Origin of the sequence: Archangium violaceum Cb vi76 (assembly GCF_000733295.1) — a bacterium.
Taxonomy (GTDB): domain Bacteria; phylum Myxococcota; class Myxococcia; order Myxococcales; family Myxococcaceae; genus Archangium; species Archangium violaceum.
Map to the genome: position 1 here is coordinate 88,276 of NZ_JPMI01000291.1, position 22,767 is coordinate 111,042.

Annotated in this window: 22 protein-coding genes; 8 read left to right on the plus strand and 14 right to left on the minus strand. The window is 68.8% G+C overall.

All coding sequences use genetic code 11. From position 1 onward, the window contains the following. The first annotated feature begins 57 nt into the window (after positions 1–57). Entirely contained in the window at positions 58–1,410 is a 1,353-nt protein-coding gene (argG, locus tag Q664_RS40100) for an argininosuccinate synthase (RefSeq protein WP_043408681.1), read from the plus strand. A gap of 250 nt (positions 1,411–1,660) precedes the next feature. Here the strand turns inward: argG and Q664_RS40105 are convergent, their stop codons facing one another. Then, on the minus strand, positions 1,661–2,716 hold the full coding sequence (locus Q664_RS40105; protein WP_200883837.1) for an NADP-dependent oxidoreductase: 1,056 nt from the start codon (positions 2,714–2,716) through the stop codon (positions 1,661–1,663). 82 nt (positions 2,717–2,798) lie between these two features. Then, positions 2,799–4,184 carry an MBL fold metallo-hydrolase gene (locus tag Q664_RS40110; RefSeq protein WP_043408684.1) on the minus strand — a complete coding sequence of 462 codons (1,386 nt, stop codon included), beginning with the start codon at positions 4,182–4,184 and terminating at the stop codon, positions 2,799–2,801. Between the two features lie 87 nt (positions 4,185–4,271). Between Q664_RS40110 and Q664_RS40115 the strand changes: the two genes are divergently transcribed. Beyond that, positions 4,272–4,568 carry a hypothetical protein gene (locus Q664_RS40115; RefSeq protein WP_043408687.1) on the plus strand — a complete coding sequence of 99 codons (297 nt, stop codon included), beginning with the start codon at positions 4,272–4,274 and terminating at the stop codon, positions 4,566–4,568. A 9-nt stretch (positions 4,569–4,577) separates the two neighbouring features. Here Q664_RS40115 and Q664_RS40120 read toward each other — a convergent pair whose 3' ends face one another. The 11 genes from Q664_RS40120 to ccmA form a co-directional block, all read right to left on the minus strand. Beyond that, entirely contained in the window at positions 4,578–5,417 is an 840-nt protein-coding gene (locus Q664_RS40120) for a GNAT family N-acetyltransferase (protein ID WP_052519255.1), read from the minus strand. Positions 5,418–5,439: 22 nt separating this feature from the next. Then, on the minus strand, positions 5,440–6,537 hold the full coding sequence (locus Q664_RS40125) for a hypothetical protein (protein WP_052519256.1): 1,098 nt from the start codon (positions 6,535–6,537) through the stop codon (positions 5,440–5,442). Between the two features lie 73 nt (positions 6,538–6,610). Beyond that, positions 6,611–7,282: a hypothetical protein gene (locus Q664_RS40130; protein ID WP_052519257.1), complete on the minus strand. Its 672-nt coding sequence runs from the start codon at positions 7,280–7,282 to the stop codon at positions 6,611–6,613. A gap of 48 nt (positions 7,283–7,330) precedes the next feature. Continuing rightward, on the minus strand, positions 7,331–8,341 hold the full coding sequence (locus Q664_RS40135; protein ID WP_152622612.1) for a hypothetical protein: 1,011 nt from the start codon (positions 8,339–8,341) through the stop codon (positions 7,331–7,333). Between the two features lie 424 nt (positions 8,342–8,765). Beyond that, complete coding sequence (locus tag Q664_RS40140; protein WP_043408692.1) at positions 8,766–9,305, minus strand: TlpA family protein disulfide reductase; 540 nt, start codon at positions 9,303–9,305, stop codon at positions 8,766–8,768. Then, positions 9,302–11,335 (minus strand): heme lyase CcmF/NrfE family subunit, encoded by a 2,034-nt coding sequence (locus tag Q664_RS40145; protein WP_052519258.1) that lies wholly within the window; start codon positions 11,333–11,335, stop codon positions 9,302–9,304. Before Q664_RS40145 ends, Q664_RS40140 begins: the two co-directional genes overlap by 4 nt. Continuing rightward, positions 11,332–11,820 (minus strand): cytochrome c maturation protein CcmE, encoded by a 489-nt coding sequence (locus Q664_RS40150; protein ID WP_043408695.1) that lies wholly within the window; start codon positions 11,818–11,820, stop codon positions 11,332–11,334. Before Q664_RS40150 ends, Q664_RS40145 begins: the two co-directional genes overlap by 4 nt. A 3-nt stretch (positions 11,821–11,823) precedes the next feature. Further along, on the minus strand, positions 11,824–12,000 hold the full coding sequence (locus Q664_RS60300; RefSeq protein ID WP_200883838.1) for a hypothetical protein: 177 nt from the start codon (positions 11,998–12,000) through the stop codon (positions 11,824–11,826). Next, positions 12,000–12,683: a cytochrome c biogenesis protein gene (locus Q664_RS40155; RefSeq protein ID WP_043408838.1), complete on the minus strand. Its 684-nt coding sequence runs from the start codon at positions 12,681–12,683 to the stop codon at positions 12,000–12,002. Before Q664_RS40155 ends, Q664_RS60300 begins: the two co-directional genes overlap by 1 nt. A 144-nt stretch (positions 12,684–12,827) precedes the next feature. Further along, positions 12,828–13,523, minus strand: coding sequence for a heme exporter protein CcmB (locus Q664_RS40160; RefSeq protein WP_043408698.1), 696 nt, complete (start codon positions 13,521–13,523; stop codon positions 12,828–12,830). Then, complete coding sequence (gene ccmA, locus Q664_RS40165) at positions 13,520–14,182, minus strand: heme ABC exporter ATP-binding protein CcmA (RefSeq protein ID WP_043408701.1); 663 nt, start codon at positions 14,180–14,182, stop codon at positions 13,520–13,522. Before ccmA ends, Q664_RS40160 begins: the two co-directional genes overlap by 4 nt. 510 nt (positions 14,183–14,692) lie before the next feature. Between ccmA and Q664_RS40170 the strand changes: the two genes are divergently transcribed. From Q664_RS40170 to sitA5, 6 genes are all read left to right on the plus strand, one after another. Further along, positions 14,693–15,802 carry a polysaccharide deacetylase family protein gene (locus Q664_RS40170; protein ID WP_052519270.1) on the plus strand — a complete coding sequence of 370 codons (1,110 nt, stop codon included), beginning with the start codon at positions 14,693–14,695 and terminating at the stop codon, positions 15,800–15,802. Next, positions 15,799–17,319, plus strand: a complete 1,521-nt coding sequence (locus Q664_RS40175) for a lipopolysaccharide biosynthesis protein (protein WP_043408704.1) — start codon at positions 15,799–15,801, stop codon at positions 17,317–17,319. Before Q664_RS40170 ends, Q664_RS40175 begins: the two co-directional genes overlap by 4 nt. A 352-nt stretch (positions 17,320–17,671) precedes the next feature. After that, a complete protein-coding gene (locus Q664_RS63150) occupies positions 17,672–17,971 on the plus strand; it encodes a serine O-acetyltransferase (protein WP_425117463.1) in 300 nt (99 codons plus the stop codon). A 19-nt stretch (positions 17,972–17,990) separates the two neighbouring features. Further along, a complete protein-coding gene (locus Q664_RS40185; RefSeq protein ID WP_043408707.1) occupies positions 17,991–19,049 on the plus strand; it encodes a glycosyltransferase family 4 protein in 1,059 nt (352 codons plus the stop codon). After that, positions 19,036–20,238 carry a spore coat polysaccharide biosynthesis glycosyltransferase ExoP gene (exoP, locus tag Q664_RS40190; RefSeq protein ID WP_043408709.1) on the plus strand — a complete coding sequence of 401 codons (1,203 nt, stop codon included), beginning with the start codon at positions 19,036–19,038 and terminating at the stop codon, positions 20,236–20,238. Before Q664_RS40185 ends, exoP begins: the two co-directional genes overlap by 14 nt. Before the next feature lie 316 nt (positions 20,239–20,554). Next, positions 20,555–21,238: a SitA5 family polymorphic toxin gene (gene sitA5 / locus Q664_RS53315; RefSeq protein WP_160174607.1), complete on the plus strand. Its 684-nt coding sequence runs from the start codon at positions 20,555–20,557 to the stop codon at positions 21,236–21,238. Positions 21,239–21,414: 176 nt separating this feature from the next. On the opposite strand, the gene Q664_RS40200 is transcribed toward sitA5, so the two are convergent. Beyond that, on the minus strand, positions 21,415–22,617 hold the full coding sequence (locus Q664_RS40200) for an ISAs1 family transposase (RefSeq protein WP_043408711.1): 1,203 nt from the start codon (positions 22,615–22,617) through the stop codon (positions 21,415–21,417). Between the last annotated feature and the right edge of the window lie 150 nt (positions 22,618–22,767).

Below are 22,767 nucleotides of genomic sequence, written 5' to 3' on the forward strand. Positions count from 1 at the left end.
TTTCCCTGCACGTGACGCGGGACGTCCGGGCCGTTCCGTGCTACCACGCACCGCGCCATGAGCCGCATCTATCGTTCGCTTCCTCCCGCTGGTACCCGGATTGGTCTCGCTTTCTCGGGTGGTCTCGACACCCGCGCCGCCGTGGCGTGGATGTCCCGTAAGGGTCTCGAGGTGTACGCCTACACCGCCGACCTCGCCCAGCCCGACGAGAAGAATCCCGCCGACATCCCGCCCATCGCCATGACCCACGGCGCGAAGCAGGCCCGGCTCGTGGACTGCCGCGAGGCCATGGTGCGCGAGGGCCTCGTCGCCATCCAGTGCGGCGCCTTCCACCTCTCCGTCGGCGGCAAGAAGTACTTCAACACCACGCCCCTGGGCCGCGCCGTCACCACCACCGCCATCGTCCGCGCCATGCGCGAGGACTCGGTGCACGTCTTCGGTGATGGCAGCACCCACAAGGGCAACGACATCCAGCGCTTCTACCGCTACGGCATCCTCGTCAACCCGGAGCTGCGCATCTACAAGCCCTGGTTGGATCCCGAGTTCGTCAATGCCTTCGGCGGCCGCAAGGAGATGAGCGAGTTCCTCGTCTCCATCGGCATGCCCTACAAGATGGGCACCGAGAAGGCCTACTCCACCGACGCCAACGTGCTCGGCGCCACGCACGAGGCCAAGGATCTGGAGCACCTCGACAAGGGCATGAACATCGTGGAGCCCATCATGGGCGTGGCCCACTGGCGCCCCGAGGTGGACATCCGTCCCGAGCGCGTCACCGTGGAGTTCGCCCAGGGCCTGCCCGTGTCCCTCAACGGCAAGCGCTTCCCCTCGCTCTTCGAGCTCTTCCTGGAGTGCAACCGCATCGGCGGGCGCCACGGCCTGGGCATGAGCGACCAGCTCGAGAACCGCGTCATCGAGGCCAAGAGCCGCGGCATCTACGAGGCCCCCGGCATGGCGCTGCTTCACATCGTCTACGAGCGCCTCCTCTCCGCCATCCACAACGAGTCCACCACGGACCTCTACTTCTCCCTGGGCCGCCGCCTCGGCCGCTTCCTCTACGAGGGCAAGTGGTTCGACCCCGAGGCCCTCCTGCTCAAGGACTCGCTCACCCGGTGGGTGGCTCCCAGCATCACCGGCAGCGTCACCCTCGAGCTGCGCCGCGGCGACGACTACACCCTGCTCGACACCCAGGCCGAGCACATGGCCTACGATCCGGACAAGCTCTCCATGGAGAAGGTCGCCAGCGCCTTCACCCCGGAGGACCGCATCGGCGCCCTGGAGATGCAGAACCTCGCCGTCGGCGACAACCGCGGCCTGCTCCTGCACCACCTCTCCAGCGTCCGCCGCCTCTCCGAGGGCACCGCCAGCGGCACGGGCCTCGCCCAGTTGCTCGGTGACGGCGAGAAGGAGTGAGGGCTCTCAGGAATTCTCGGTTTGCGTGAATATGGGAATCCCGAGCCGGGGATGAGCCCCGGCGGTCAGGAGATTCCCCCATGCGAACCGGACGGTTGTTGCTGCTCTCCACGCTGACGCGCTGAGCACCGACGTGGACCTGGACGGCATCGACGATGCCACGGAGGCCGCTGGGGCGAGGTGGGTGAGCTCGACGCCACGAGCGGCCCGCGGGGCCCGTCCTTCCAGGGCGCCTGGAACGACTACTGAGTCAGCCGCGCACCCGTATCACCACCTTGCCGCGCGCCTGGCCCGACTCGGCATGGGCGATGGCCTCGCGCGTCTGCTCGAAGGGGAACACCCTGTCCACGTGGGGGCGGAGCTTGCCCGCCTCCACCAGCTCTCCGAGCTGGCGCAGCTGTTCGCCGTTCGGGTTCATGAAGAGGTAGGTGTAGCGCACGCCGTGGCGCCAGGCGGCGAACGTGGCTCGTGCTCCCACGAGGGCGAAGACGGGCCAGAGCACCGGAGACAGGCCCCAGGAGCGGGCCAGCGCCATGTCCGGGCGGTCGGTGATGGAGACGACGATGCCGCCCTTGCGTGCGCTCTTGAAGCTGCGCAACTGGGTGTCCGCGCCCACGGTGTCGAACACCACGTCCGCGTCCCGCACCACGTCCTCGAAGCGCTGGGTGCGGTAGTCCACCACTTCGTCCGCGCCGAAGCCCTTCACCAGCTCCGTGTTCTTCGCGCTCGCGGTGGCCACCACCCGCGCTCCGAGGTGCCGGGCGAGCTGCACCGCCACCGAACCCACGCCTCCCGCGCCCGCGTGCACCAGCACCTTCTGGCCGGGGGAGAGCTTCGCCACGTCCACCAGCGCCTGCCACGCGGTGAGGCCCACCAGGGGCAGGGACGCGGCCTCCTCGTAGGACAGCCGGGACGGCTTGTGGGCCACGACGTTCTCGGGCGCCACCACCTCCTCGGCGAAGGCGCCGGGGCGATCCTTGTCCAGGCGCGTCCACACCGCGTCGCCCGGCTTGAAGGCCTTCACCTCCGGGCCCACCTCCAGCACTTCGCCGGCGCAGTCGTTGCCGAGGACGAGCGGGAAGCGGTACGGCAGGAGGATGCGGGCCGTGCCCTGACGGACCTTCCAGTCCACCGGGTTGATGCTCGCCGCGTGCACGGCGATGCGGACATCACGAGGGCCCAGGGGAGGGGAGGGCAGTTCGCCCTGCTCGAGGACCTCGGGTCCTCCGTAACGGCGGATGAAGAAGGCGCGCATGGTGGGCCGCATGGTGCGGTTCTTTCGTGCCCGCGTCCATGTCCGGGCCATGGTCCGTCTCCCGGGCGCGTTCTTCACGAACTTGTCCAACTGTTGGACAAGTTTGGTGGAGGGCCTGGCCCGGCCGGGCCGGCTACCGCGCCAGCTCCACCTTCTCCAGGTACTCGGGGATGTAGGCCGGCCAGCCGCGAGCCTCCACCCGGCCCTGGAGTGCCCGCAGCGCCGAGGGCTCTCCGTGGACGAGCAGCGTCTGGTGCGGCGGTGACTCGAAGCCGTCCATCCAGCGCAGCGTCTCCGTCCAGTCCGCGTGCGCCGAGAAGCCGCTCACCGTGCGGAGCTCCGCCTCCACCCGCACCATCTGCCCGTGGATCTTGATCTCCTTTTCGCCGTCCAGCATGCGCCGGCCACGCGAGCCCTCGGACTGGTAGCCCACGAAGAGCACCGTGTTGCGCGGATCCGGCAGCCGGTACTTCAGGTGGTGGAGGATGCGGCCTCCCGTGGCCATGCCCGAGGCGGAGATGATGATGCCCGGGCCCTCTACCTGGTTGAGCCGCTTGCTCTCCTGCGGCGAGGTGATGAAGCGTGTGCGCTTCGTGGCCAGAGGCGACTCGCCGCGCTTCACGATGGCGGACATGTCCAGGTCGTGCTCTTCCGCGTGTGCCAGGTAGATGGGCGTGGCGTCGCAGGCCATGGGCGAGTCCACGAAGACATCCAGCTCGGGGATTCGCCGGTCCGCCTCCAGGTTGCGCAGGTGGTAGAGCAGCTCCTGCGTCCGGCCCACGGAGAAGGCGGGGATGACGACCATGCCCTTGCGCTCGTAGGTGCTGAGCACGGCCTCGCACAGTGCGTCCACGGGCCGCTTGTCCCCGTGCTCGCGGTCGCCATAGGTGCTCTCCACCACCAGCGTGGTGGCCGAGCGGACCGCCTGCGGATCCCTCAGGATGGGCGCGTGGTAGCGGCCCAGGTCCCCGGTGAACACCACGCGCTGGTTCGTGCGCTCCAGGTGGAACACGCACACCGCCGAGCCGAGGATGTGGCCCGCCCGGTAGAAGGTGAGGGTGATGCCAGGGAGGATCTCCCGGGTGCGCTCGTAGCCGAAGGTCTCGAAGAGCTTCAGCGCGCGCTCCGCGTCCTCTACCGAGTAGAGGGGCAGGGCGGGGCGGTGCTTGGAGAAGCCCTCCTTGTTGGCGTAGCGGGCCTCTTCTTCCTGAAGGTGTGCCGAGTCCGGGAGCAGCAGCGCGGAGAGATCGCGTGTGCCGGAGGTGCAGTAGACGGGCCCGTGGAAGCCGTCACGCACCACGCGGGGCAGGCCTCCCGTGTGATCGATGTGGGCGTGCGTGAGGACGATGGCGTCGATGCTCCGGGGTGGAACGGGCAGGGCGCGCCAGTTGCGCTGGCGCAGTTCCTTGCGCCCCTGGAACAGACCGCAATCGATGAGCACCCGCTTGCCCTGGTACTCGAGGAGGAACTTTGAACCGGTGACGGTTCCCGCGGCACCGAGGAAATGGATGGAGGCCATGCGCGGCACTCTAACCCAGCCGCTTCCCTGCGACGGCGCCCCCTTCTATCCTGGCCGGGCGAACCGTTTCAGGAGGAGGTGCGAGCCATGAATCGAGTGAAGAAGGCTTCGTGGTGGGCCGTGGTGCTGGCTGGTGGATTGATGCTGGCCCTGCCAGCGGCGGCGCAGAAGAAGCCCGCGGGGGACTGCCGGGGCACGTGCATGTCGAAGGCCAGCACGGAGGTGGAATCGTGCGCGAAGGCCTGTCCGGTACCCAGCAACGATCCGTCGTCGCGTGAGGCCGCCGGCAAGTGCATGAACCGCTGCGCGGAGAAGTTCCGCGCCGCCGAGGCGTCCTGTGCGAAGACCTGCCCGGCCCCGAAGAAGGAGGACCAGACCCACTAGGCAGGTCCGTCACCCCAGGGCCTGGGCCGCGATGGCATGGAGGTACTCCCTCCTGCCCGGGGCCCGGGTCCCGTGGAGCTGCATCATGGGCGCCGGCACGTGCCGCTCGAGCCCGAGCCCCGCCACCCACTCGCTCAGCCCGGTGAACCGCGGAGGGATGTCCACCCGCACGGTGCCCTCGAGGCCTTGGAGCAGTCCGGCCAAGAGGCTCCGGGCAATCGGCTCCTCCCGGGCGATGAGGGGACCCACCATCGTCGAATCGAGGTTGGGCCACGCCAGGCCATAGCCCACCACGTGTCCGCCCCGCTCGGCCACGAGCGCGCGGTGCGCCAGCCGGTGCAGGGCCTGGAGCAACTCCCGCCGGGGCGCCCCGAAGGCGTCCGCGTCCAGCGCGGCGGCGGCGTCCAGATCTTCCCCGGTCATCGCTCGCACCCGCGTGTCCGCGACGGCCACTTCCTCGGGCTGCCGGGCGAGCCGCCCCAGATGCTTCACCACCTCGCCGACCTGGACGAAGCCCAGCTTCTCGTAGAGGGGCCGGCCCTGATCCGTCGCGTATAGGAGCGTGGGGATGGGGCCGATGTGCTCGAGCGCCTGCTCCATGAGGTACCGTCCGAGCCCCTGCCGCCCATGGGAGGGAGACACCACCATCATCCCGATCGACGCCGCCTCGCGCCCATACGGCGTGACGAGGACCGTGCCCGCGAGCCCACCCTCCGGTGCGTCCACGCCGAAGCCGGTCCCCAGCTCCAGGATCATCCGCCACTTCAGCTCTTCCGGCGCCCAGTCGCGCTTCACGGCGAGCGCGAGGCATGCGGGCAGGTCATCCAGGGTGAGTCTCCGAATGCGCATGCGGCCGCCTATACCACGGGGCTCAGGCCTCTCGCGCGAAGGCGCCGTACACCGCGGCGAAGCCCGTGGCCGCCAGCCCCACCAGGAAGAGCACGGGCCCCAGCAGCAGCCCGCCATGCACCAGGGTCCACACGAGGCCCAGCACCACCACGCCGATGGGCGCGAAGCGCAGCCAGTGCGGCCCCGGCACCTCCGGGCGCAGCGCCATCAACCCCAGCACCCCGAGGAGCAGCAGCTCCATGGCCACGGAGAAGGACTGGTCCCAGCCCTTGTCGTAGCTCTCCTCGATGAGCCCGTAGATGAAGTCCTCCGAGGGCGTCGGCGCGTCCACCACGTGCAGCTCCGGCGGCGCCTCCGGCACCGGGCCCGAACTCCGCGCCGTCGCCATGGGCACCCAGGTGAGGAACAGCGACAGCAGGCACAGCGCCACGCCCCCGAGCGCCACCGGGCCCAGTCCCCGCAGCAGCGCGCGGGGCTCGAAGAGGCGGCTCCACCCGTTCTGTCCCACGTACACCTTGCGGTACTGGTCGTAGCCCAGCAGCGCCGCGCCTCCCAGCCACAGCAGCGGCGTGACGCCAAGGCCCAGCATGCGGAGCGCCAGGGCCGCCACCACCACCACGAACAGCGCCGGCACCACCGGGCGCATCAACGAGACCGGAACCCAGTCCACCAGCGGGTTCCGCTCACCGGCGTCGCGCAGCTCGCGTGCCGCCACCAGCCAGCCGCCGCTCACCACCACCAGCGACCAGAAGGGTCCCACTCCCGCGAAGAAGGGCAGGATGGAGAGCACCAGCGCCACGCCGAGCAGTCCCATGCCCGCCACGCTCGGCGAGTGTCCCGGCACGTGTGCCAGCCACACCGGCCCATCATACGGGGGGGCCTTGGAACGCCCTGGCGAGTGCAGGCCCGGGTCCGTGTCCTCGGCCTCGTCCGGGGCGGGGACGACGGCTCGCGCCGCCACCGTGCTCCGGGAACGCCCCGTCGTCGCCATCGCGCTCACGCCGGTGTTGGTCCGGCGGATCGTCCCTGGAGGTGGGGGAGGGGGCATCTTCGCCCCACAGTTCTCGCAATAGCGCAGGGTCTCGTCCCTCGCGCCCTCTCCGCACTGCTTGCACCGCATGGGGAAACGGCCTCCGGCAGCACCCCGGGCCCTGGGGTCTCGCCGCGCGGAGTATACCGGATTTCCCGGCGCCCTACTTCCAGGCGACGTGGTAGGCGCAGCTGGCTCCTCCGCGCTTGCGGCAGGGCCGGGCGGCGTCATGGAGGATGGTGGCGGAGGGCTGGAACCGCTGCGCCATGGCGATGATGATGCCCCGGTCGAAATCGCACGGGTAGGGCGTGGTGCTCTCCATGGTGATGAGGTTCTTCCCCGGCGTGTGCGAGTAGGTGTAGTGGCCGATTCCCTCGCGCATCTCGCCCGTTTCGGGGCTGAACATGGACTCGCGGCGCACGGCGTGGTTCATGTGGTACGCGACGTCGATGCACTTCAGGCCGCTGTGGATGTCCGTCACCGTGGGCGGGAAGACCGCGTTCTTCGGCGTGGTCATGCCCGACTGGAACAGCAGCACGTGGCCGAACTCGTTGCCGATCCGCTCCAGCGTCTTCAGCCAGCGCTCCAGCGGATACCAGGCGCTCGGCTCGAACTTCACCGCCCCGGTGCCGTCATCGGAGCCCAGGCCCTCCTCGAGGAGGATCTTGTTGGCGATGAGCGTGAACGAGCCGAAACCGTCGATGACGATCTGCAGGTTCGCGCCCAACACCTGGAACTGTCCGGGAGCAATCTGATTCCGAGGAGTCGTCAACTTGGTCTCCTGCTTGAGGTCCAACGCGGGACGCCCCGGGTTGGGATTGAGCTGGCTCTGCATGGTGGTCACCTTTCCGGCTGCGACGAGAGAGGAAAGCAGGGGCTACTGTCAGATATCGCGCACGTCACTGGGGCAGTTCACCGACGTCTCGCCGCGATCCGCGATGGCGTTGCCGCAGCGCGGGGGGCAGTCCGAGGGGCTGTTCTTGTGGTTCTCGCCCGCGCTCACCAGGCACAGCCCGTCCCCGGAGAAGGGCGTCGGCAGGGCGAAGGCGTTCGGCCAGAGGGTGGGCTGCCCGCGGTCACCCGGGGCGAACCGGAACCAGAGGCCCCAGACGAAGTGGGTCACATCCTGCGTCTTCACCCAGTCGCGCCGCGCGAGGTGCGCGCCCAGGGAGGGGGCGGACTCCAGCGCCGAGGCGCTCGCGAAGTCCGGAACGCCAGGGGTCACCGGGCCCACGCGCTCCATCGTGTACACGAAGGCCGCCAACCGCTTCTCGGGGTTGTAGACGAGCCACACGCTGGCCAGCCCGCGCGCCTTCGCCTCGGACATCAGATCCTTCCAGCGCGCCTCGAGATAGCCGCGGTGATTGCCCCTGGGCAGCGCGAAGCGCTCGGTGCGGACCACGTGCTGCCGGTTGCGCAGATCCTTGAAGTCCTTCAGGCCGATGACGCTGTAGGCCGTGCACTCGGTGCTGGCGAAGTAGGACCGATCCTTGAACACGACGCCATCCAACCGGTACTCGTTGGGCGCCCACCAGGCGTACTCCTCGGCGTGCTTCACCGTGTCCAGCAGGTAGCGCCCACCGCTGTAGAGGTGCGGATCCGTGGCCGTCGGAAGGCGCAGCGGCAGGTACTTGAAGAGGACGCCCGGCTGGGCCGACATGTACATCCGGTCCCGCTCGATGATCGCCGGGGCCAGGTCCACCGGGAGCGTGGGGTAGAGCTTGTAATCACAGAAGGTCGCGCCGCGAACGCCGTGGGAGAAGCCCCTCTCTCCCTCCGTGGCCTCGAGCTGGATTTCCTGCGCCGTCTGCTCCGTCGTCAGCACCGGCTCCGGGAGCTCGCTCCCGCCACCGCAGGCCATCACCAGAACACTCAGCGCGAACAGTCTCTTCATGGCAGTCACCCCGGAGCTCTTGAGTGGCGTCACCGCGACTCGTCGAACTGCTACAGGGCAAGCCTCGTGCCCGCTTCGCACGGGGGCTGGATCGCGCAAGCGGTTGCGAAATTTCCTGGACTTGACGTTCGAGCACGGGGAAAGCCCGTGCAATCCGGCTAACCGTTGGCGGTCATTCATGACCCCGGTGTCATTCGTGACCAGGATCGCCGGGTGTGGCGTGACCGCGCGGATTCCTGCAGTCACCTCGGAAGTTCCTGCCACCGTGCCGGTATGACTCCGGGGCCAACGCAATGCACTTCATTGCGCTTGCAGCATTGCGTCGCGGATGGTGCCGGTTTTCCGCGGGAATTGCTCACCGGGTTCGACCTGGGGTCTCCGGCACCCTCACCCTGTCCCTCTCCCGGGGGGAGAGGGGAGGGGGTTACTGCTTCGCGCTGGCGGCGCTCGACGACAGCTCGCGCATCCACTGCGCCATCGACTCGGGATCGATCGGGCCCACGTGCTTGCCCCGGATGATGCCCTGTGCGTCGATGAAGTACGTCTCCGGCACACCCGCCACTCCGTACGCCACCGCCACGCCGGAGTTCTGATCGATCAGCTGCGGGAAGCTCGCGCCCATCCGCGACAGGAACTGCTTGGCGTTGTCCTCGGTGTCCTCGAACACGACGCCCAGGAACTGGGCCTGTCCGCCGAACTCCCGGGCGCCCCACTCCAGCACCGGGTGCTCCATCTTGCAGGGCCCGCACCACGACGCCCAGAAGTTGATGACCATCGGCCGGCCCTTGAGCTGCTCCGACGACACCCGGGCTCCGCTGTCCAGCGCCCGCAGCGTGAACGCGGGCGCCGGCTGGCCCTTCAACATGAAGGGCACCTCGCGCGGATTGCTGCCGAAGCCCTTGGCCAGCACCGCCAGCAACCCCAGGCACAGCACCACGAAGCCCACCGTCACGCGCCAGTTCATGCCGCACCTCCCGGGTGGATGCCCACGTTCGGCTCGGGAGAGGCCCCCGCCGCCGGGGTCTGCTCCTGCTCCCGCGCCGTCGCCCGGGCCCGCCGCGCCGGCCACACCGCGATCAGCGTGCCCAACACCAGCAGCGGAATGCTCCACCAGATCCACCCCACCAGCGGGAAGATCCACGCGTTGAAGCTCGCCGTGCCCCGGTCCTCGGAGAAGGCCATCAGCGACACGTACAGGTCTTCCTTCGCCGTCTCGCGCACCGCCGGCGTTCCCACCGGATCCGTCATGCGCTCGTAGTAGTTCATCCGGGGCGCCATCTCGCTGACGTCCCCGTTGGGCGCCGTCACCTGCACCCGCGTGGCCACGAAGCTGCGGTGCGGCTCCTGGCCGCTGGTGAGCCCCAGGTACTTCACCTGGTAGCCGCCAATCTTCAGCGTCTCACCGATACGCACCGTGCCCGAGGTGTGCGTCACGAACGCGGAGGAGGCCGCCACCGACACGAAGATCATCACGATCCCCAGGTGCACGATGTAGCCGCCGAAGCGCCGCCGGGCCTTCCCCGCGCTGCCCAGGAGCGCCGTGACGAAGCCCTCGTTCTTCTCGCTCATCCGCACCTTCACCGGCAGCGCCAGCTCGCGCAGGGTGATGACGGTGACGAAGCCCGCCAGCCCGAACGTCAGCAGCGGGTAGAAGCCCCGCAGGCCCGCCAGCAGGCACGCGCCCACGATCACCGCGCCCACCGCCGCCGGCACCCAGAAGCGCTCGCGCACCAGCTTCGGATCCGCGCTGCCCCACGGCAGCATCGGGCCCACGCCCATCAGGAACAGCACCATCACCCCGCCGGGCACCGCCATCTTGTTGAAGTACGGCTCGCCCACGCTCACCCGGATGCCGCGCAGCGCCTCGGAGATGAGCGGGTAGAGCGTCCCCAGCAGCACCGTGAAGGTGATGGCCACGAACACCAGGTTGTTCACCAGGATCGTGGTTTCGCGCGACAGCATGGACTTGATGTCGCTCTCGGCCACCAGCAGGTGCCCGCGCACGGACAGCAGCGCGATGCACACGAACATCAGCACCGCGATGAACACCAGGAACGTGGGGCCGATGTCCGACTGCGTGAAGCTGTGCACCGAGTTGAAGATGCCGCTTCGGGTCATGAACGTGCCCAGGATGGTCAGCACGAAGCTGCCCAGCACCAGGCTCAGCGTCCACAGCTTCAGCATCTTCTTGCGCTCGTGCACCAGCGTGGAGTGCATGAACGCGGTGGCCGTCAGCCACGGCAGGAAGGACGCGTTCTCCACCGGATCCCACGCCCAGTACCCGCCCCAGCCGAGCACCGCGTACGCCCACCACGAGCCGAGGATGATGCCCACCGAGAGGAACAGCCACGCCACCAGCGTCCAGCGGCGCAGCGGGGCCATCCATGCGTCACCCATCTGCCCGCGCAGCAGCGCCGCCACGGCGATGCCGAAGGGCACCGTCATGCCCACGTAGCCCAGGTACAGCATGGGCGGGTGGATGATCATCAGGTAGTGGTTCTGCAGCAGCGCGTTGGGACCCGGACCGTCCGTGGGCACCGGCGACACCGTGTGGAACGGGTTGGCCGGACCGGCGATCAGGAAGGTGAAGAAGACCCCCACCGCCAGCATGGTGCCCAGCGCCAGGGACATGTAGCGCCCGTGCTCGTTGCGGTGCACCAGGGCGAAGGCCAGCACGTAGCCGCCCATGATGACGCCCCAGAAGAGGATGGAGCCCTCGAGCGCGCTCCACAACGAGACGATCTTGTAGACCGTGGGCGTGGCGCGGCTGCCCACCTGCGCCACGTACGCGACGCTGAAGTCGTTGGTGAGCAGCGCCCACTCCATCACCACGTTGGCGCCCAGCATGCAGAGGAAGAAGCCCCACACGCAGCGCATCACCCAGGGGAAGGCCGCGTCGTCGCGGCGCATCCCGCCCACCAGGCCCACCAGCGCCCCGAAGCTCGCGAACGCGAGCCCGCCGAGCACCAGCCCGTATCCCAACGTGCTGTTCACGGAGTCCTCGCCGCGGCCGTGGTGGCTTCCTGCTTCTGCATCTCCTCGAACATCTTCTTCACGTCCTCATCCGTCTTGGGCGCCCGGTACTCGTTGGAGTGGTTCACCATCAACCGGCTGCCCTCGAAGACCTGGGACTTGTCGAACGTGCCCTCCACCACCACGCCGATGCGCTCGCGGAACATCTGCGGCGGCACCTCCGTGGTGCGCACCAGCACCGCCGCCGCGCCGGGCTGCTCGTCGTCCATGACGCGGAAGTGCAGGGTGGTGTGCTGCTCGTTCCACTGGATGCTGCCCGGCTGCACCTGCCCGCCCAGGCGGATGGTGGGGCCATAGGCCTTCTCGCCCTGGGCCACCATCTCCGACGGCCTCCAGTAATAGACGAGGTTCTCCCCGATGTTGCCAAAGGCCACCAGGGCCAGGCCGGCACCGGCCACCAGCAGGGACACCACGGCGATGAGACGGTTACGCGTCTGCTGCGTCATGGCTCACTCCTTCGAGTCGTGGGAGGCCTGGCCGGGACGGCGCAGCCAGAGGGACAGGGCGTACAGCGACAGCGAGGCCCAGGCGATGATGTAGGCGGCCCAGATGTACTCCCAGCCACCCTGGATGCGGCCCGAGCCCACCTGGGCGAGCAGCGGGGACAGCGTCAGTGCGGTGATCATCAGGCGACCTCCGAAGCGCGGTTGGGGCCCGGCACGTCCGTGGGGAGCGCCTCGGGCAGCGCCACCTCCGCCTCACGCGTGGCGAGGGCGGTGCGGTAGCGGTGCAGCAGGAAGAGGGTGAGGAGGATGAGGCTCGCCCACGCGTTGACGCGCAGCGCCAACGTCATGTCCGGGTCCACCGTCTTCGGGGTGGATTGCACCTGGTGCAGGCTGCGCCACCACTTCACGGAGAACCACACGATGGGCAGGTTCACGAACGAGATGATGCCCACCACGGAGCTCCACACCGCCCGCTTCTCCGGATCCTCCACGAAGCGGCGCAGCGCCATGTAGGCCACGTACGTCACCAGCATGATGGCCATGGCCGTGAGCCGCGGATCCCAATCCCAGTACGTGCCCCAGGTGGGCTTGCCCCAGATGGCGCCCAGCACCAGCCCGTAGGTGCCGAAGAGCAGGCCCACCTCGGCCGTGGCCTCCGCCAGCGCGTCCGTCTTCCAGCTCGTCTTCAGCAGGTAGCCCACGCAGCAGGCGAAGTTCACCACCAGCGCCAGCATCGCCATCCACATGGCCGGCACGTGGACATAGATGATGCGGTAGACGTCTCCCATCTCCCGCTCGGACGGCGTCCACACCAGGCCCATCCAGTTGCCCAGCACCAGCAGCGCCAGCGCCAGCGCCGCCATGCCCAGCAACACCGGACGCGCGTTGACCCGCGAGCGGGGCGGCGCCCACTTCACGCCCAGCCAGACGCCCAGGCCCACCGACGCCAGCGCCGCCACCGCCGAGCCCACTTGCAGCACCGTCTTCAGGAGATCGCTCATTGACCTCTAATCCTCGATGACCCGGGGGAACAGGAGGAAGCCCAGCCCCCAATAAATCAGATTGAAACCGATGAGTAACCCGTACCATGAGCCCAACTGATTCATCGGGTCGCCCTGCAAAACGAGCGATGTCGCCTTCGCGGCGGCGAGCAGCGCGGGAATGATGAGCGGGAACAGCAACAGCGGGAGCAGCACGTCTCTTGCCCGCGCGTTGCTGGCGATGGCCGAATACACCGTGCCCGGCGCGCTGATGGCCATGCAGCCGAGCGTCACCGTGGCGGCGAACGAGCCCAGGCCCATGGTCACGGTCACCCCGTAGAGGGCCACCATCACCGGGATGAGCAGGGCGCCGAGCAGCATCAACAGCAGGGCGTTGCCCATGGCCTTGGACAGGAAGATGGCGCGCGCGTCCGCCGGGGCCAGCCGCAGCCCGTCCAGCGTGAGGTTCTCCTGCTCCACCCGGAAGGACTCGCCCAGCGCGAGCACGCTGGCGAACAGCAGCGCCAGCCACAGGTAGCCGCCCGCGTTGCGCGCCAGCACCTTCGTGTCCGGGCCCACCGCGAAGGAGAAGAGCAGCAGCGTGGCCAGCGCGAAGAAGATGAGCGCGTTGAGGCGTGCCCGGGTCCGCCACTCGATCAGCAGATCCTTCGCCAGCAGCACCCCCACCGTCTTCAGCAGGGAGATGGGTCGCGCGCCCCTCATGCCGCCACCGCCCGGCCTTCCTGCAGGTGCAGGCGCTCCTCGCACAGGGCCATGCCCTGCTCGATGAGGTGGGTGGCCAACACCACGGTGACGCCCGAGTCCTTCAGCTCGCGGATGATCTTCTCCATGGCCTCGATGCCGGCCGGGTCCAGCTCGCCAAAGGGCTCGTCCAGCAGCGCCACCGCGGGGGCCTTCATCAGCAGCCGGGCGATGGCCAGGCGCTTGCGCATGCCCGCGGAGAACTGGCGCACCGGGCTGTCCGAGCGCTTCGTCAGCCCCACCTTCACGAGCAGCTCCCCGGCCACGTCCGCCGGAGCGTCCATGCCGAGCAGCCGCGCCAGCACCACCAGGTTCTGGTGGGCCGTGAGATCCTCATAGAGGAAGCTCGCGTGCGACAGCAGGGCCACCTCGCGGCGCACCACGTCGCGCTGGGTCACGCAGTCGTTGCCGCGCACCTCGACCCGGCCATGGGTGGGGGAGAGCGCCGTGGCCACCAGGCGCAGCAGGGTCGTCTTCCCCGAGCCGTTGTGTCCCGTGAGCAGCAGGGAACGGCCCTGGGGGAGGGAGTAGCTGAGCCGCGCGAGGGCCCAGCGGCGTCCATACCGCTTGCTAACGTCATGAAGGGCGAGCGCGGGGGGCGGCGCGGAGCGGGCTTCCATCGGCGGAAGCGTTCGTAACTGGAAATTTCTCCACACTCCAGTGAAAGCAGGCCCGTCTGGTTGCACAGGAGCCTGGGAGCGGGGCCCCAGGACGAGGCCTGGACCCCCGGGCGTCACCCCGTCCCCGGGTCCCGGGCGGGTGTAGGCGTTCCCCGGTACACCCCTCGGAGGGAAATCCGGGGGCATGCGGCGGAGGGAAGTTTTTTCAATCGCCTGGGCGCTTTTCCCCCGGGGACGGGGGGAGTGATGGGCCCGGGAGGGGCGCCGCGAGCCCTTGTCCGGGGCGGAACGGCAGATCTTTCCGCCTGTTGACGCCTCGCTTGCACCGATCCTGCGGCATGGACGTATCCGGATGGGAACGGACTTACCTTTCCCTGGGGCTAGGCCTTCCCGCGACACGGCGCGGGGCGGCTGGCATCGCGCGTGCACACGCTGGAGGCACGGAGTTCGGGCGGCGGCATCAGGGGGAGGGATTCAGCGATGGACATGCGGGGAATGATGCGACGGGCGATGAAATCCGCGGCGGCGGGGGTGCTGCATCACAGCGGCCTCCGCAAGGCGCTCGCGGCCTACAGGCGCTATCAGTCCGGGGGGCGTCGCATCCTCATCGTCAGCTACCACCGGGTGGTGGCCGACTTCACTGGAGAGCTACAGCGCTCCATTCCAGGTCTTCTCATTTCGCAAGAGACGTTCCGGAAGCACCTCGAGGGGCTGTCCGCGGCCGGCTACGAGTTCGCCTCACTGGGGGACGCGCTGGACGTGATGGCCGGGCGGCGTGTGGCGCAGAAGGATCTGTGCGTCGTCTCCTTCGACGACGGCTACCGGGACGTGTACCGGTACGGCTACCCCGTGCTGAAGCAGATGGGCGTGCCGGCCATCACCTACCTGCCGGCGGCCCTCATCGGCACCGGGCAGCGCTTCAACCATGATCGGCTCTTCCACCTGGTGAGGATGGCACAGGCCCGGGGCTACAAGCCCGTGTTCGACGTGATGCCCGCACCCACCACGGAGCTGTTGGACACCGTGCTCTCCGGGCGCAAACGGCTGTCGGCGGCGCTCGATGACTTCATCGGCCGCTACCCGACCTCCACGCTCGTGGAGACCATCCAGGCCCTGGAGGAGCGGCTGGGCCCCGGCCCGGAGTTGCTCCCCGAACAGGGAGACCTGATGGACTGGGACGAGGTGCGGCGGATGGCCAGGGACGGCTACGACTTCGGCGCGCACACGCTGGGGCACGTGGTGCTCACGCACGAGCCGCTCGACGTGGTGGAGCGAGAGGTACGCGAGTCCAAGGCCATCATCGAGCGCGAGGCCGGCATCACCGTGCGCGACTTCGCCTACTGCAACGGCTGGTACTCGGACGAGGTCATCCGCGTGCTCAAGGCCAACGGGTTCCGCTCGGCCGTCACCACCGAGGACATGCCCAACCTCATGGGCGGCGATCCCTTCACCCTCAAGCGCAAGGTGCTCTGGGAGAACTTCAGCGTGGGCATGACGGGCGCGTACTCGCGCACCCTCACGGTGTGTCAGTTGGATGACTGCTTCAGCACGCTGGGCATGCGCGCGCCCGTCCTCGGACGGCGCCTGCAGAACGCCCCGCGCGGCGAGGTGGTCTGGTGAGCGAAAAGCAGGTCCCCGCGGCAGCCCCCGCCTCCTCGTTCCTGGGGAAGGCGGGGCCCTTGGTGCTCGCCCGGTTGCTCGGCGCCGGGCTCACCTTCTGCATTCCCTTCGTCCTGGCGCGGGTGCTGGGCAAGGAGGAGTACGGCACCTACTTCCAGCTCTTCCTGATCGCCACGACGCTCTACTACGTGCTGCCCTTCGGGGTGGTGCAGAGCCTCTACTACTTCCTGCCCCGCGCCGACGAGAAGCGCCCCTGGCTGGGCCAGACGCTCCTCTATATGACGGGCGCGGGCCTGGTGGCCGGCACCCTGGTGTGGACGCTGCTCGGGCCCGTGGCGCGGCAGTTCAACAACCCGGCGCTGCTCGAGTTCCGCGCGCCGCTCGCGGCCTACACCGCGCTGCTGCTCGCGGCCTTTCCGCTGGAGATCTCCCTCACCAGCCAGGGCCGGACGAAGCACTCGGCCCTGGTGTACGCGGTGTCCGAGGTGGTGCGCACGGCCGCCATGGTGGTGCCGTGCCTGTCGGGCTTCGGCCTGCACGGGATGATGCTGGCGGTGGCGGGCTTCGCGCTCGTGCGCTTCGTGGCCGCGTGGGGGGTGGTGCCGCGGGGCACGGGGCCTCTGCTGCGCCCCGGGCTGTGGCGCGAGCAGCTCGTCTACGCGGCGCCCTTCGGCCTGGCCATGGCGTTGGCCATTCCCCAGCAGAACGCCCACCTCTACATGGTGGCCGGCGCGGTGGCCCCGGCGCTCTACGCCGTCTACCGCGTGGGGTGCAGCCAGTTGCCCCTGGTGGATCTGCTCTACACGCCCACCAGCGAGGTCCTCATGGTGCGCCTGGGCGAGCTGGAGAAGCAGGGGCGCCTGGAAGAGGGCGTGGTGGCCTTCCGCGAGGCCGCCGGCAAGCTGGCCTTCGCCTTCCTTCCCTTCGCCGCGTTCCTCTTCGCCGCGGCGCCCGAGTTCATCGGCACCTTCTATACGGCGGAGTACCTCGCGGCCGTGCCCATCTTCCGGGTGAGCGTGCTGGGCGTGGTGTTCGCCATCCTCCCCATGGACGGCGTGCTGCGCGCCCGGGGGCATACGCGCTCCATCCTCTATTCGTACCTGTTGAAGGCGGCGGTGACGGTGCCGCTCGTCTGGGTGGGCGTGAAGCAGTTCGGGTTGATGGGCGCCGTCGTGTCCTGGGCCGTGGCCGAGGTGGTGGGCAAGCTCTCGCTGCTCGTGCGCGTGCCGGCGGCGCTGTCCACGCCCGAGCACCCGCTGCGCATCCGCGACGTCATCCCCTGGCGGGAGTTGAGCAAGGCCTCGCTCGCGGCCGGAGCCGCCGCGGCCAGCGTCTTCCTGCTGCGCGCCGGCACCGTGCACGCCTGGGGCGGCCTGCCCGAGGGCTTCCTCTGGAGGGCCCTGCCGCTCGCGCTCGCCGGGCTCCTGTTCGGCCTGGGCTATGTGGGCGTCCTGTACGCCACGGGTGTGCGGCCGCTGAGCGTGCTGGCCAGCCTGCGCGCCCGCCGCGCCGGGTGAGCTTTCGTCGTCCAACATCCGCGGAGGTGGGAGCTGGACGATGGAGCGTCTGGGGGGTTCACGCCCCGGAGGGCTGGTACCTAGCTTGGGACTCCGTACAACCAGGGGAGAGGCGTGATGGGGATTGATGCGATGTCGATGTACCGGCTGGGACGCAAGCTGTACCTGCGGGGCATTCCCGTGTTGCCAGCCGTGCTGCGCAAGGCCATCCACTACCTGCATGGCTCGTACATCCCCGCGGAGACGGAGATCGGCGAGGGCACGCAGCTGGGCTACGGCGGCATGGGCATCGTCATCCACAAGGACGCTCGCATTGGCCGGCACTGCCTCATCTCCCACCAGGTGACCATTGGTGGGCGCTCGGGGCCTGAAGGATCTGCCGGTGATCGGCGACTATGTGCGCATCGGTGCGGGCGCGAAGATCCTCGGCAACGTGCGCATCGGCGACTTCGCGGTGATCGGCGCCAATGCCGTGGTGGTGAAGGACGTGGCCCCCGGCGCGGTGGTGGGAGGCATTCCCGCCCGGGAGATCCGCCGGGACGCGGATCCGCTCGCCGCCTACGAACGAGAGATGGGGCTGCGCCCGCCGATGCCGCGCCCCAAGTCCGTCGAGTCGACGGAGCCCACTCGAGCGTCGTCCGCCGCGCAGTAGGCGAGACAGGAGGCAGGGCATGAGAGTGCTCCTCGTCGGAGACTATCCGCCGCCGCAGGGTGGCGTGGCCGTGCACGTCCAGCAACTCCACGGGTACCTGCGCGAGCGCGGGGTGGAGACGGTGGTGCTGGACGTCGGAAAGGGGGGCCGGCCGGCTCCGGACGTCATTCCCGTCCGCACCCCCACCCAATATGGCAAGCGGCTGGCGGGCTTCCTGCGCGAGGGGTGGACCGTCCACGTCCACACCAGCGGCAACAACCCGAAGTCCTGGATGCTCGCGGCCACCGCCGGTGTGAGGGCACGAGCACCCCGTGTCATCACCCTGCACTCGGGGCTGCTGCCGGACTACCTGGCCGCCTCCGTGTCGCGGCGGGCCTTCGCGCGTGTGGCCCTGGCCGGGTACTCGCGCGTGGTGGCCGTGTCCGAGGCCGTGCGCGAGGCACTCGCGCGCTGCGGGGTGCCCGAGGAGAAGCTCGTGGTGTACCCGGCCTTCTGCGGCTCGCAGGTGCGGCCGGGGAGGGTGAGCCCGGAGCTCGAGGCGGCGCGTGCCCGCCGCCTGCCCCTGCTGGCCATGGCGCACCACCCCTCGCCCGTCTACGGCCGCGGGTTGATGTTCCGCGCGCTGCGGATGATCGCGGACGAGGTGCCCGGTGTGGGGCTCGCGGTCTTCGGGCCGGGGACACGCTCGGAGGAGTTCCTGCGGGATGCCCGAGAGCACCGGGTCGAGGAGCTCATCGAGGACATGGGCGAACTGGAGCACTCGCGGGCGTTGGCGCTGATCTCACGCTGCGATGCCTTCATCCGGCCCACGACGCACGACGGGGACGCCATCTCCGTGCGCGAGGCGCTGGCGCTCGGCGTGCCGTGCGTGGCCAGTGACGTGTGCGGGCGGCCGCACGGGACATACACGTTCCAGGCGGGCAACGCGGTGGCCCTGGCCGAGCGGGTGCACCACGCGCTCGAGCGGGGGCCCGCGCAGGCGGTGTCACCGGATGCTGGACCGGTGTTGCTGAAGCTCTACGGCGATCTGGTGCAACCGACGATTCTGGGAGGAGGCGAGACACATGCGGCGCAGTGAAGACTTGGAGCTGGCCCGCCGGGCGCTCCGTGGCAGGGATCTGGTGGTCTTCTCCAACGACTGGGATGGGGATCCGCTGTCCAAGGTCCACATCATGCGGATCCTCTCCCGGGACAACCGCGTCCTGTGGGTGAACAGCATCGGCAACCGGGCACCCAAGGCCAATGCGCACGACGTGAAGCGCATCTGGAACAAGCTGGCGAAGTTCACCGAGGGCATCCGCGAGGTGGAGCCCAACCTCTTCGTGCTCGCCCCGCTGGCGATTCCCTTCTACGGCTCGGAGCTGGTGCGCGCCACGAACCGGGAGCTGCTGCGCGCGCAGGTGCTGCGGGCCATGCGCCAGCTGCACTTCAAGCGGCCCATCTCGTGGTCGTTCCTGCCGGCCTCGGCGCCGGTGTCCGGACGGCTGGGCGAGGAGTTCGTCGTCTACCACTGCGTGGACGAGTTCTCCGCCTTCAGCGACACCAACGGCAAGCACATCGCCGAGATGGAGGAGCAGCTGCTGAAGCGGGCGGACCTGTGCATCACCTCGGCGGAGCGGCTGAGGGAGAACAAGGTGCGGGTCAACCCGAGCACGGTGCTGGTGCGCCACGGCGTGGACTTCAACCACTTCGTGAAGGCGTGTGATCCAGCCACGGTGATTCCCGAGGACATCGCGAACCTGCCCCGGCCGATCTTCGGCTTCTTCGGACTGGTGGCGGACTGGGTGGACCTGGAGGCGATCGCCGCGACGGCGCGGGCGCATCCGGAGGGCTCGGTGGTGGTGATCGGCAAGGTGGCGCCGGACGTGGACCCGGCGGTGCTGAAGGCCGAGAAGAACATCCACCTGCTGGGGCGCAAGCCGTACTCGGCGCTGCCGGGCTACTGCAAGGCGTTCGACGTGGCGCTCATGCCCTTCAAGGTGAACGAGCTCACGCTCAACGCGAATCCGCTGAAGGTGCGCGAGTACCTGGCGGCGGGCGTGCCGGTGGTGTCCTCGGACATTCCCGAGGTGCGCAAGGTGGGCCTGTGCAAGCTGGCGAAGGACACCGAGGACTTCGTGCGCAAGGTGGACGAGTGCCTCGCCGAGGGCGCCGGTCCCAGCCGCGAGCGCGCCGAGCGCATCCGCCATGAGAGCTGGGAGGCCAAGGTGGAGGAGATCCGCGGCTTCGTCGGCGAGGCCATGGTGAAGGCCGGACGCGGGTTGTAGCCGCGTCAACGTGAGCCCGCCGCATCCCATGTGATGGATGTGGCGGGCCACCTCAAGCTCACGGCGTCTCCCCGTCCATGCGAACGGGGGACGCCGTTGTTGTAGGACTCCTCTCTCCGGCATGCTCTGGCTCATGCCAGCCAAGAGAGAGTTCATCGCGTCTGCGCGCTACACCTGTTCGAGCCGGAATTGGCTCCTGGTGTGGGGACTGCTGTTGGCGTGCGCTTGCGCAACGGACGGTGGTCAGCGGCAGGGTCACGAGCCGGAGAGCGTCAGGGGGCGTGCCTGCGAGTCGGTCCAAGGGCCCACCCGAGTGATGCTTGAGTCACGTTCGGGCACTCTGGTGGCTTTGCCTTCTGTGCCTCAGCGTCCGCTGGTGGAATTGAGCCAGGCTCAGTTCGAGCAGATCATGGCGCGGTTGGTGGTCGAACTGCCGGGCCCACCCGTGCCTTTCCTGATGCGGTTGGACTTGAGATGGGCACCACCGGGAGCACAGGCCGAGCAGGCAGAAGTGGTGCGCGGCTATCAAGGCTGGTGCGCTCGCGATGGGCGTGGCGGTGACTGTTTGTCCTTCCTGGAGGGAGACCTGTACCTCGATGAGGACGAGCGGACGGACATGGCGCTGATGCTCGCCTTCGAGAATTTGTGGCCAGGAGTGGAGTCAGTGGTGAGAGCCTCGGTGGATCCCGCCCAGCTCCGGATCGCGGTATTCACCTCGCTCTCCATGTATCTGGGGTTGCTGCTGCTTCCAGAACCGACCTCGAAGCTGGTGGCGGTGTCGATGACAGGCGTGCTCCTGGCCTATCTGGGCGCGGAGACCCTTTTCAGCCTCGTGGAGGGATATCGGCAGCTCAAGGCCGATGCACAGCGGGCACGCAGCTTTGGGGAACTGCGGGCCGCTGGAGAGCACTACGGCCGAATCATTGGGGAGCGAGCAGGGCAGGTGCTGGTGATGGCGGCGACGGCGGCAGTGGGGTCAGGATTGATCCAAAGTCCGTAGGAGAGGATTTGAAGAAGCGGAGAGCAAGTCCAGACATTCACAGGCAAAGGGGGAGCATCCCTCCGGACGGCGCCTGAAAGAGGGGCGCCGTGGAAGGACAGGAGAGAAGGGACACAGGCCGAACAGCCAGGGGAGAAGAGGCGCGGGAGACCGGAGCGGGAGCAGCTGGCGGGCGCTCAGGCAAGTGTGGCCAGACTCTCGGGCAGCACGGCCAGGCCCAACAGGCCCTGGTAGAGCACCTCCATGGTACGTGCGAAGCTGGGAGGCCGTTTATCGCGAACCGGCAGGTGCGTGCGCACCAGGGCCAGCAGGTTGTAGGCCAGCAAGCGCAGCCAGCTGAGCACCAGCGGTGCCTTGCCTCTCAGGCTGGGCGAGGCGCTGTCCTCCTCCAGCACCACGTCCGCTGTCCAGTTGGGCCCATTCTCAATCCCCCAGTGCCGGCGCACCAGCGTCAGCATCCGCTCCCCAGAAAGCTGCCCCCGGGCAATGGAGGTGAGGAACAGCCGCGTCTCCACCTTCGGCAGCTCGCCGTCCCTGGTTCGCGTCTGCCGCACCCATACCCATTGCTCGGCGCCCGGAAAGTCCTCCTCTGGCGGCTTGTCCACCACCCTCAACTCCCTCTCCACCCACTCCCCCCTCACCCGCTCGCGCACTCGCACCTTCACTGGCGCCACCGCCAGCGCCACCCACGCCTTGTCATGTAGCCGGTGGAAGTTCTCCTTGAGCGCCATCAGGTAGTGCTTGCCCGCCTCCCTCACCACGCGCGCGTTGGCCGCACTCGTCATTCCCGCGTCCACCGTCACGTACTCGAAATGGCGCCCGAATTTCTCCACCACCCGCTTGAAGAGCTCGGGGAACGCCGTCGCCTCTCCCTGCTTGCCTTCCAGCAGCTTCTGGTCGAGCACCGGCTGGGCCGCGCTGCTGGTGAGGCTGGCGCGCAGCGCGTACGGGTACCAGTACTCCCGCCCCTGCTCATCCTTCGTCGTGTGGCTCGGCTCGCACGGCGCCTGCCCCGGCGTGCTCTCCCCCGCCTTGCCGTCTATGGACACCACCCCTCGGCTGAAGAGCTCCTGGCGTATCAACCCCTTGTCCAGCCCACGCCGCACCATCTGGTGCACCTCCTGCTCCAACCCCTCCGGCTCCACGCTTCCCAGCAGCCTGTCCAACGTCGTGTCGGACACTGGCCTCTCGAGCCCTTCGGGTGCCGTGCCCTCGCGCAGCATGTCCTCCCCCAGCGCCTCGGCATGCCTCAACACCCGCCTGCCCACCGCCAGCGCCTGCACCAGCAGCGTCAACATCGCCGCCAGCGGGTGCCTCTGTCCCCGGCGCGCTCGCGGGTCCTTTACTCCCTTGAATGTCAGCCCCAGGCTCGTCATCATCCTCTGCACGCGAGAAGGGGTGTCCTGCTCATTCTTTCCCTTCCCGCTCTCCCCATGGGGTGTGGAGGGCCCGCCAGTCCTCCCGCCCCGGTTTTTCTCCCTACTCATTCCTCTTCTCCCCGGACCTGCCCGGCCCGTCACCGGCTCTGT

Excerpts from the sequence above, each read along its gene's own strand:
- Q664_RS40105 (WP_200883837.1), bottom strand. The coding sequence starts at position 2,716 with ATGGCCCGGACATGGACGCGGGCACGAAAGAACCGCACCATGCGGCCC.
- Q664_RS40120 (WP_052519255.1), bottom strand. The coding sequence starts at position 5,417 with ATGCGCATTCGGAGACTCACCCTGGATGACCTGCCCGCATGCCTCGCG.
- Q664_RS40125 (WP_052519256.1), bottom strand. The coding sequence starts at position 6,537 with ATGCGGTGCAAGCAGTGCGGAGAGGGCGCGAGGGACGAGACCCTGCGC.
- Q664_RS40155 (WP_043408838.1), bottom strand. The coding sequence starts at position 12,683 with ATGGCGGCGCTGGCGCTGGCGCTGCTGGTGCTGGGCAACTGGATGGGC.
- Q664_RS40110 (WP_043408684.1), bottom strand. The coding sequence starts at position 4,184 with ATGGCCTCCATCCATTTCCTCGGTGCCGCGGGAACCGTCACCGGTTCA.
- Q664_RS40140 (WP_043408692.1), bottom strand. The coding sequence starts at position 9,305 with ATGAACTGGCGCGTGACGGTGGGCTTCGTGGTGCTGTGCCTGGGGTTG.
- Q664_RS60300 (WP_200883838.1), bottom strand. The coding sequence starts at position 12,000 with ATGATCACCGCACTGACGCTGTCCCCGCTGCTCGCCCAGGTGGGCTCG.
- Q664_RS40200 (WP_043408711.1), bottom strand. The coding sequence starts at position 22,617 with ATGATGACGAGCCTGGGGCTGACATTCAAGGGAGTAAAGGACCCGCGA.
- Q664_RS40115 (WP_043408687.1), top strand. The coding sequence starts at position 4,272 with ATGAATCGAGTGAAGAAGGCTTCGTGGTGGGCCGTGGTGCTGGCTGGT.
- Q664_RS40150 (WP_043408695.1), bottom strand. The coding sequence starts at position 11,820 with ATGACGCAGCAGACGCGTAACCGTCTCATCGCCGTGGTGTCCCTGCTG.
- ccmA (WP_043408701.1), bottom strand. The coding sequence starts at position 14,182 with ATGGAAGCCCGCTCCGCGCCGCCCCCCGCGCTCGCCCTTCATGACGTT.
- exoP (WP_043408709.1), top strand. The coding sequence starts at position 19,036 with ATGCGGCGCAGTGAAGACTTGGAGCTGGCCCGCCGGGCGCTCCGTGGC.
- Q664_RS40135 (WP_152622612.1), bottom strand. The coding sequence starts at position 8,341 with ATGAAGAGACTGTTCGCGCTGAGTGTTCTGGTGATGGCCTGCGGTGGC.
- Q664_RS40160 (WP_043408698.1), bottom strand. The coding sequence starts at position 13,523 with ATGAGGGGCGCGCGACCCATCTCCCTGCTGAAGACGGTGGGGGTGCTG.
- Q664_RS40170 (WP_052519270.1), top strand. The coding sequence starts at position 14,693 with ATGAAATCCGCGGCGGCGGGGGTGCTGCATCACAGCGGCCTCCGCAAG.
- Q664_RS40185 (WP_043408707.1), top strand. The coding sequence starts at position 17,991 with ATGAGAGTGCTCCTCGTCGGAGACTATCCGCCGCCGCAGGGTGGCGTG.
- argG (WP_043408681.1), top strand. The coding sequence starts at position 58 with ATGAGCCGCATCTATCGTTCGCTTCCTCCCGCTGGTACCCGGATTGGT.
- Q664_RS40130 (WP_052519257.1), bottom strand. The coding sequence starts at position 7,282 with ATGCAGAGCCAGCTCAATCCCAACCCGGGGCGTCCCGCGTTGGACCTC.
- sitA5 (WP_160174607.1), top strand. The coding sequence starts at position 20,555 with ATGCTTGAGTCACGTTCGGGCACTCTGGTGGCTTTGCCTTCTGTGCCT.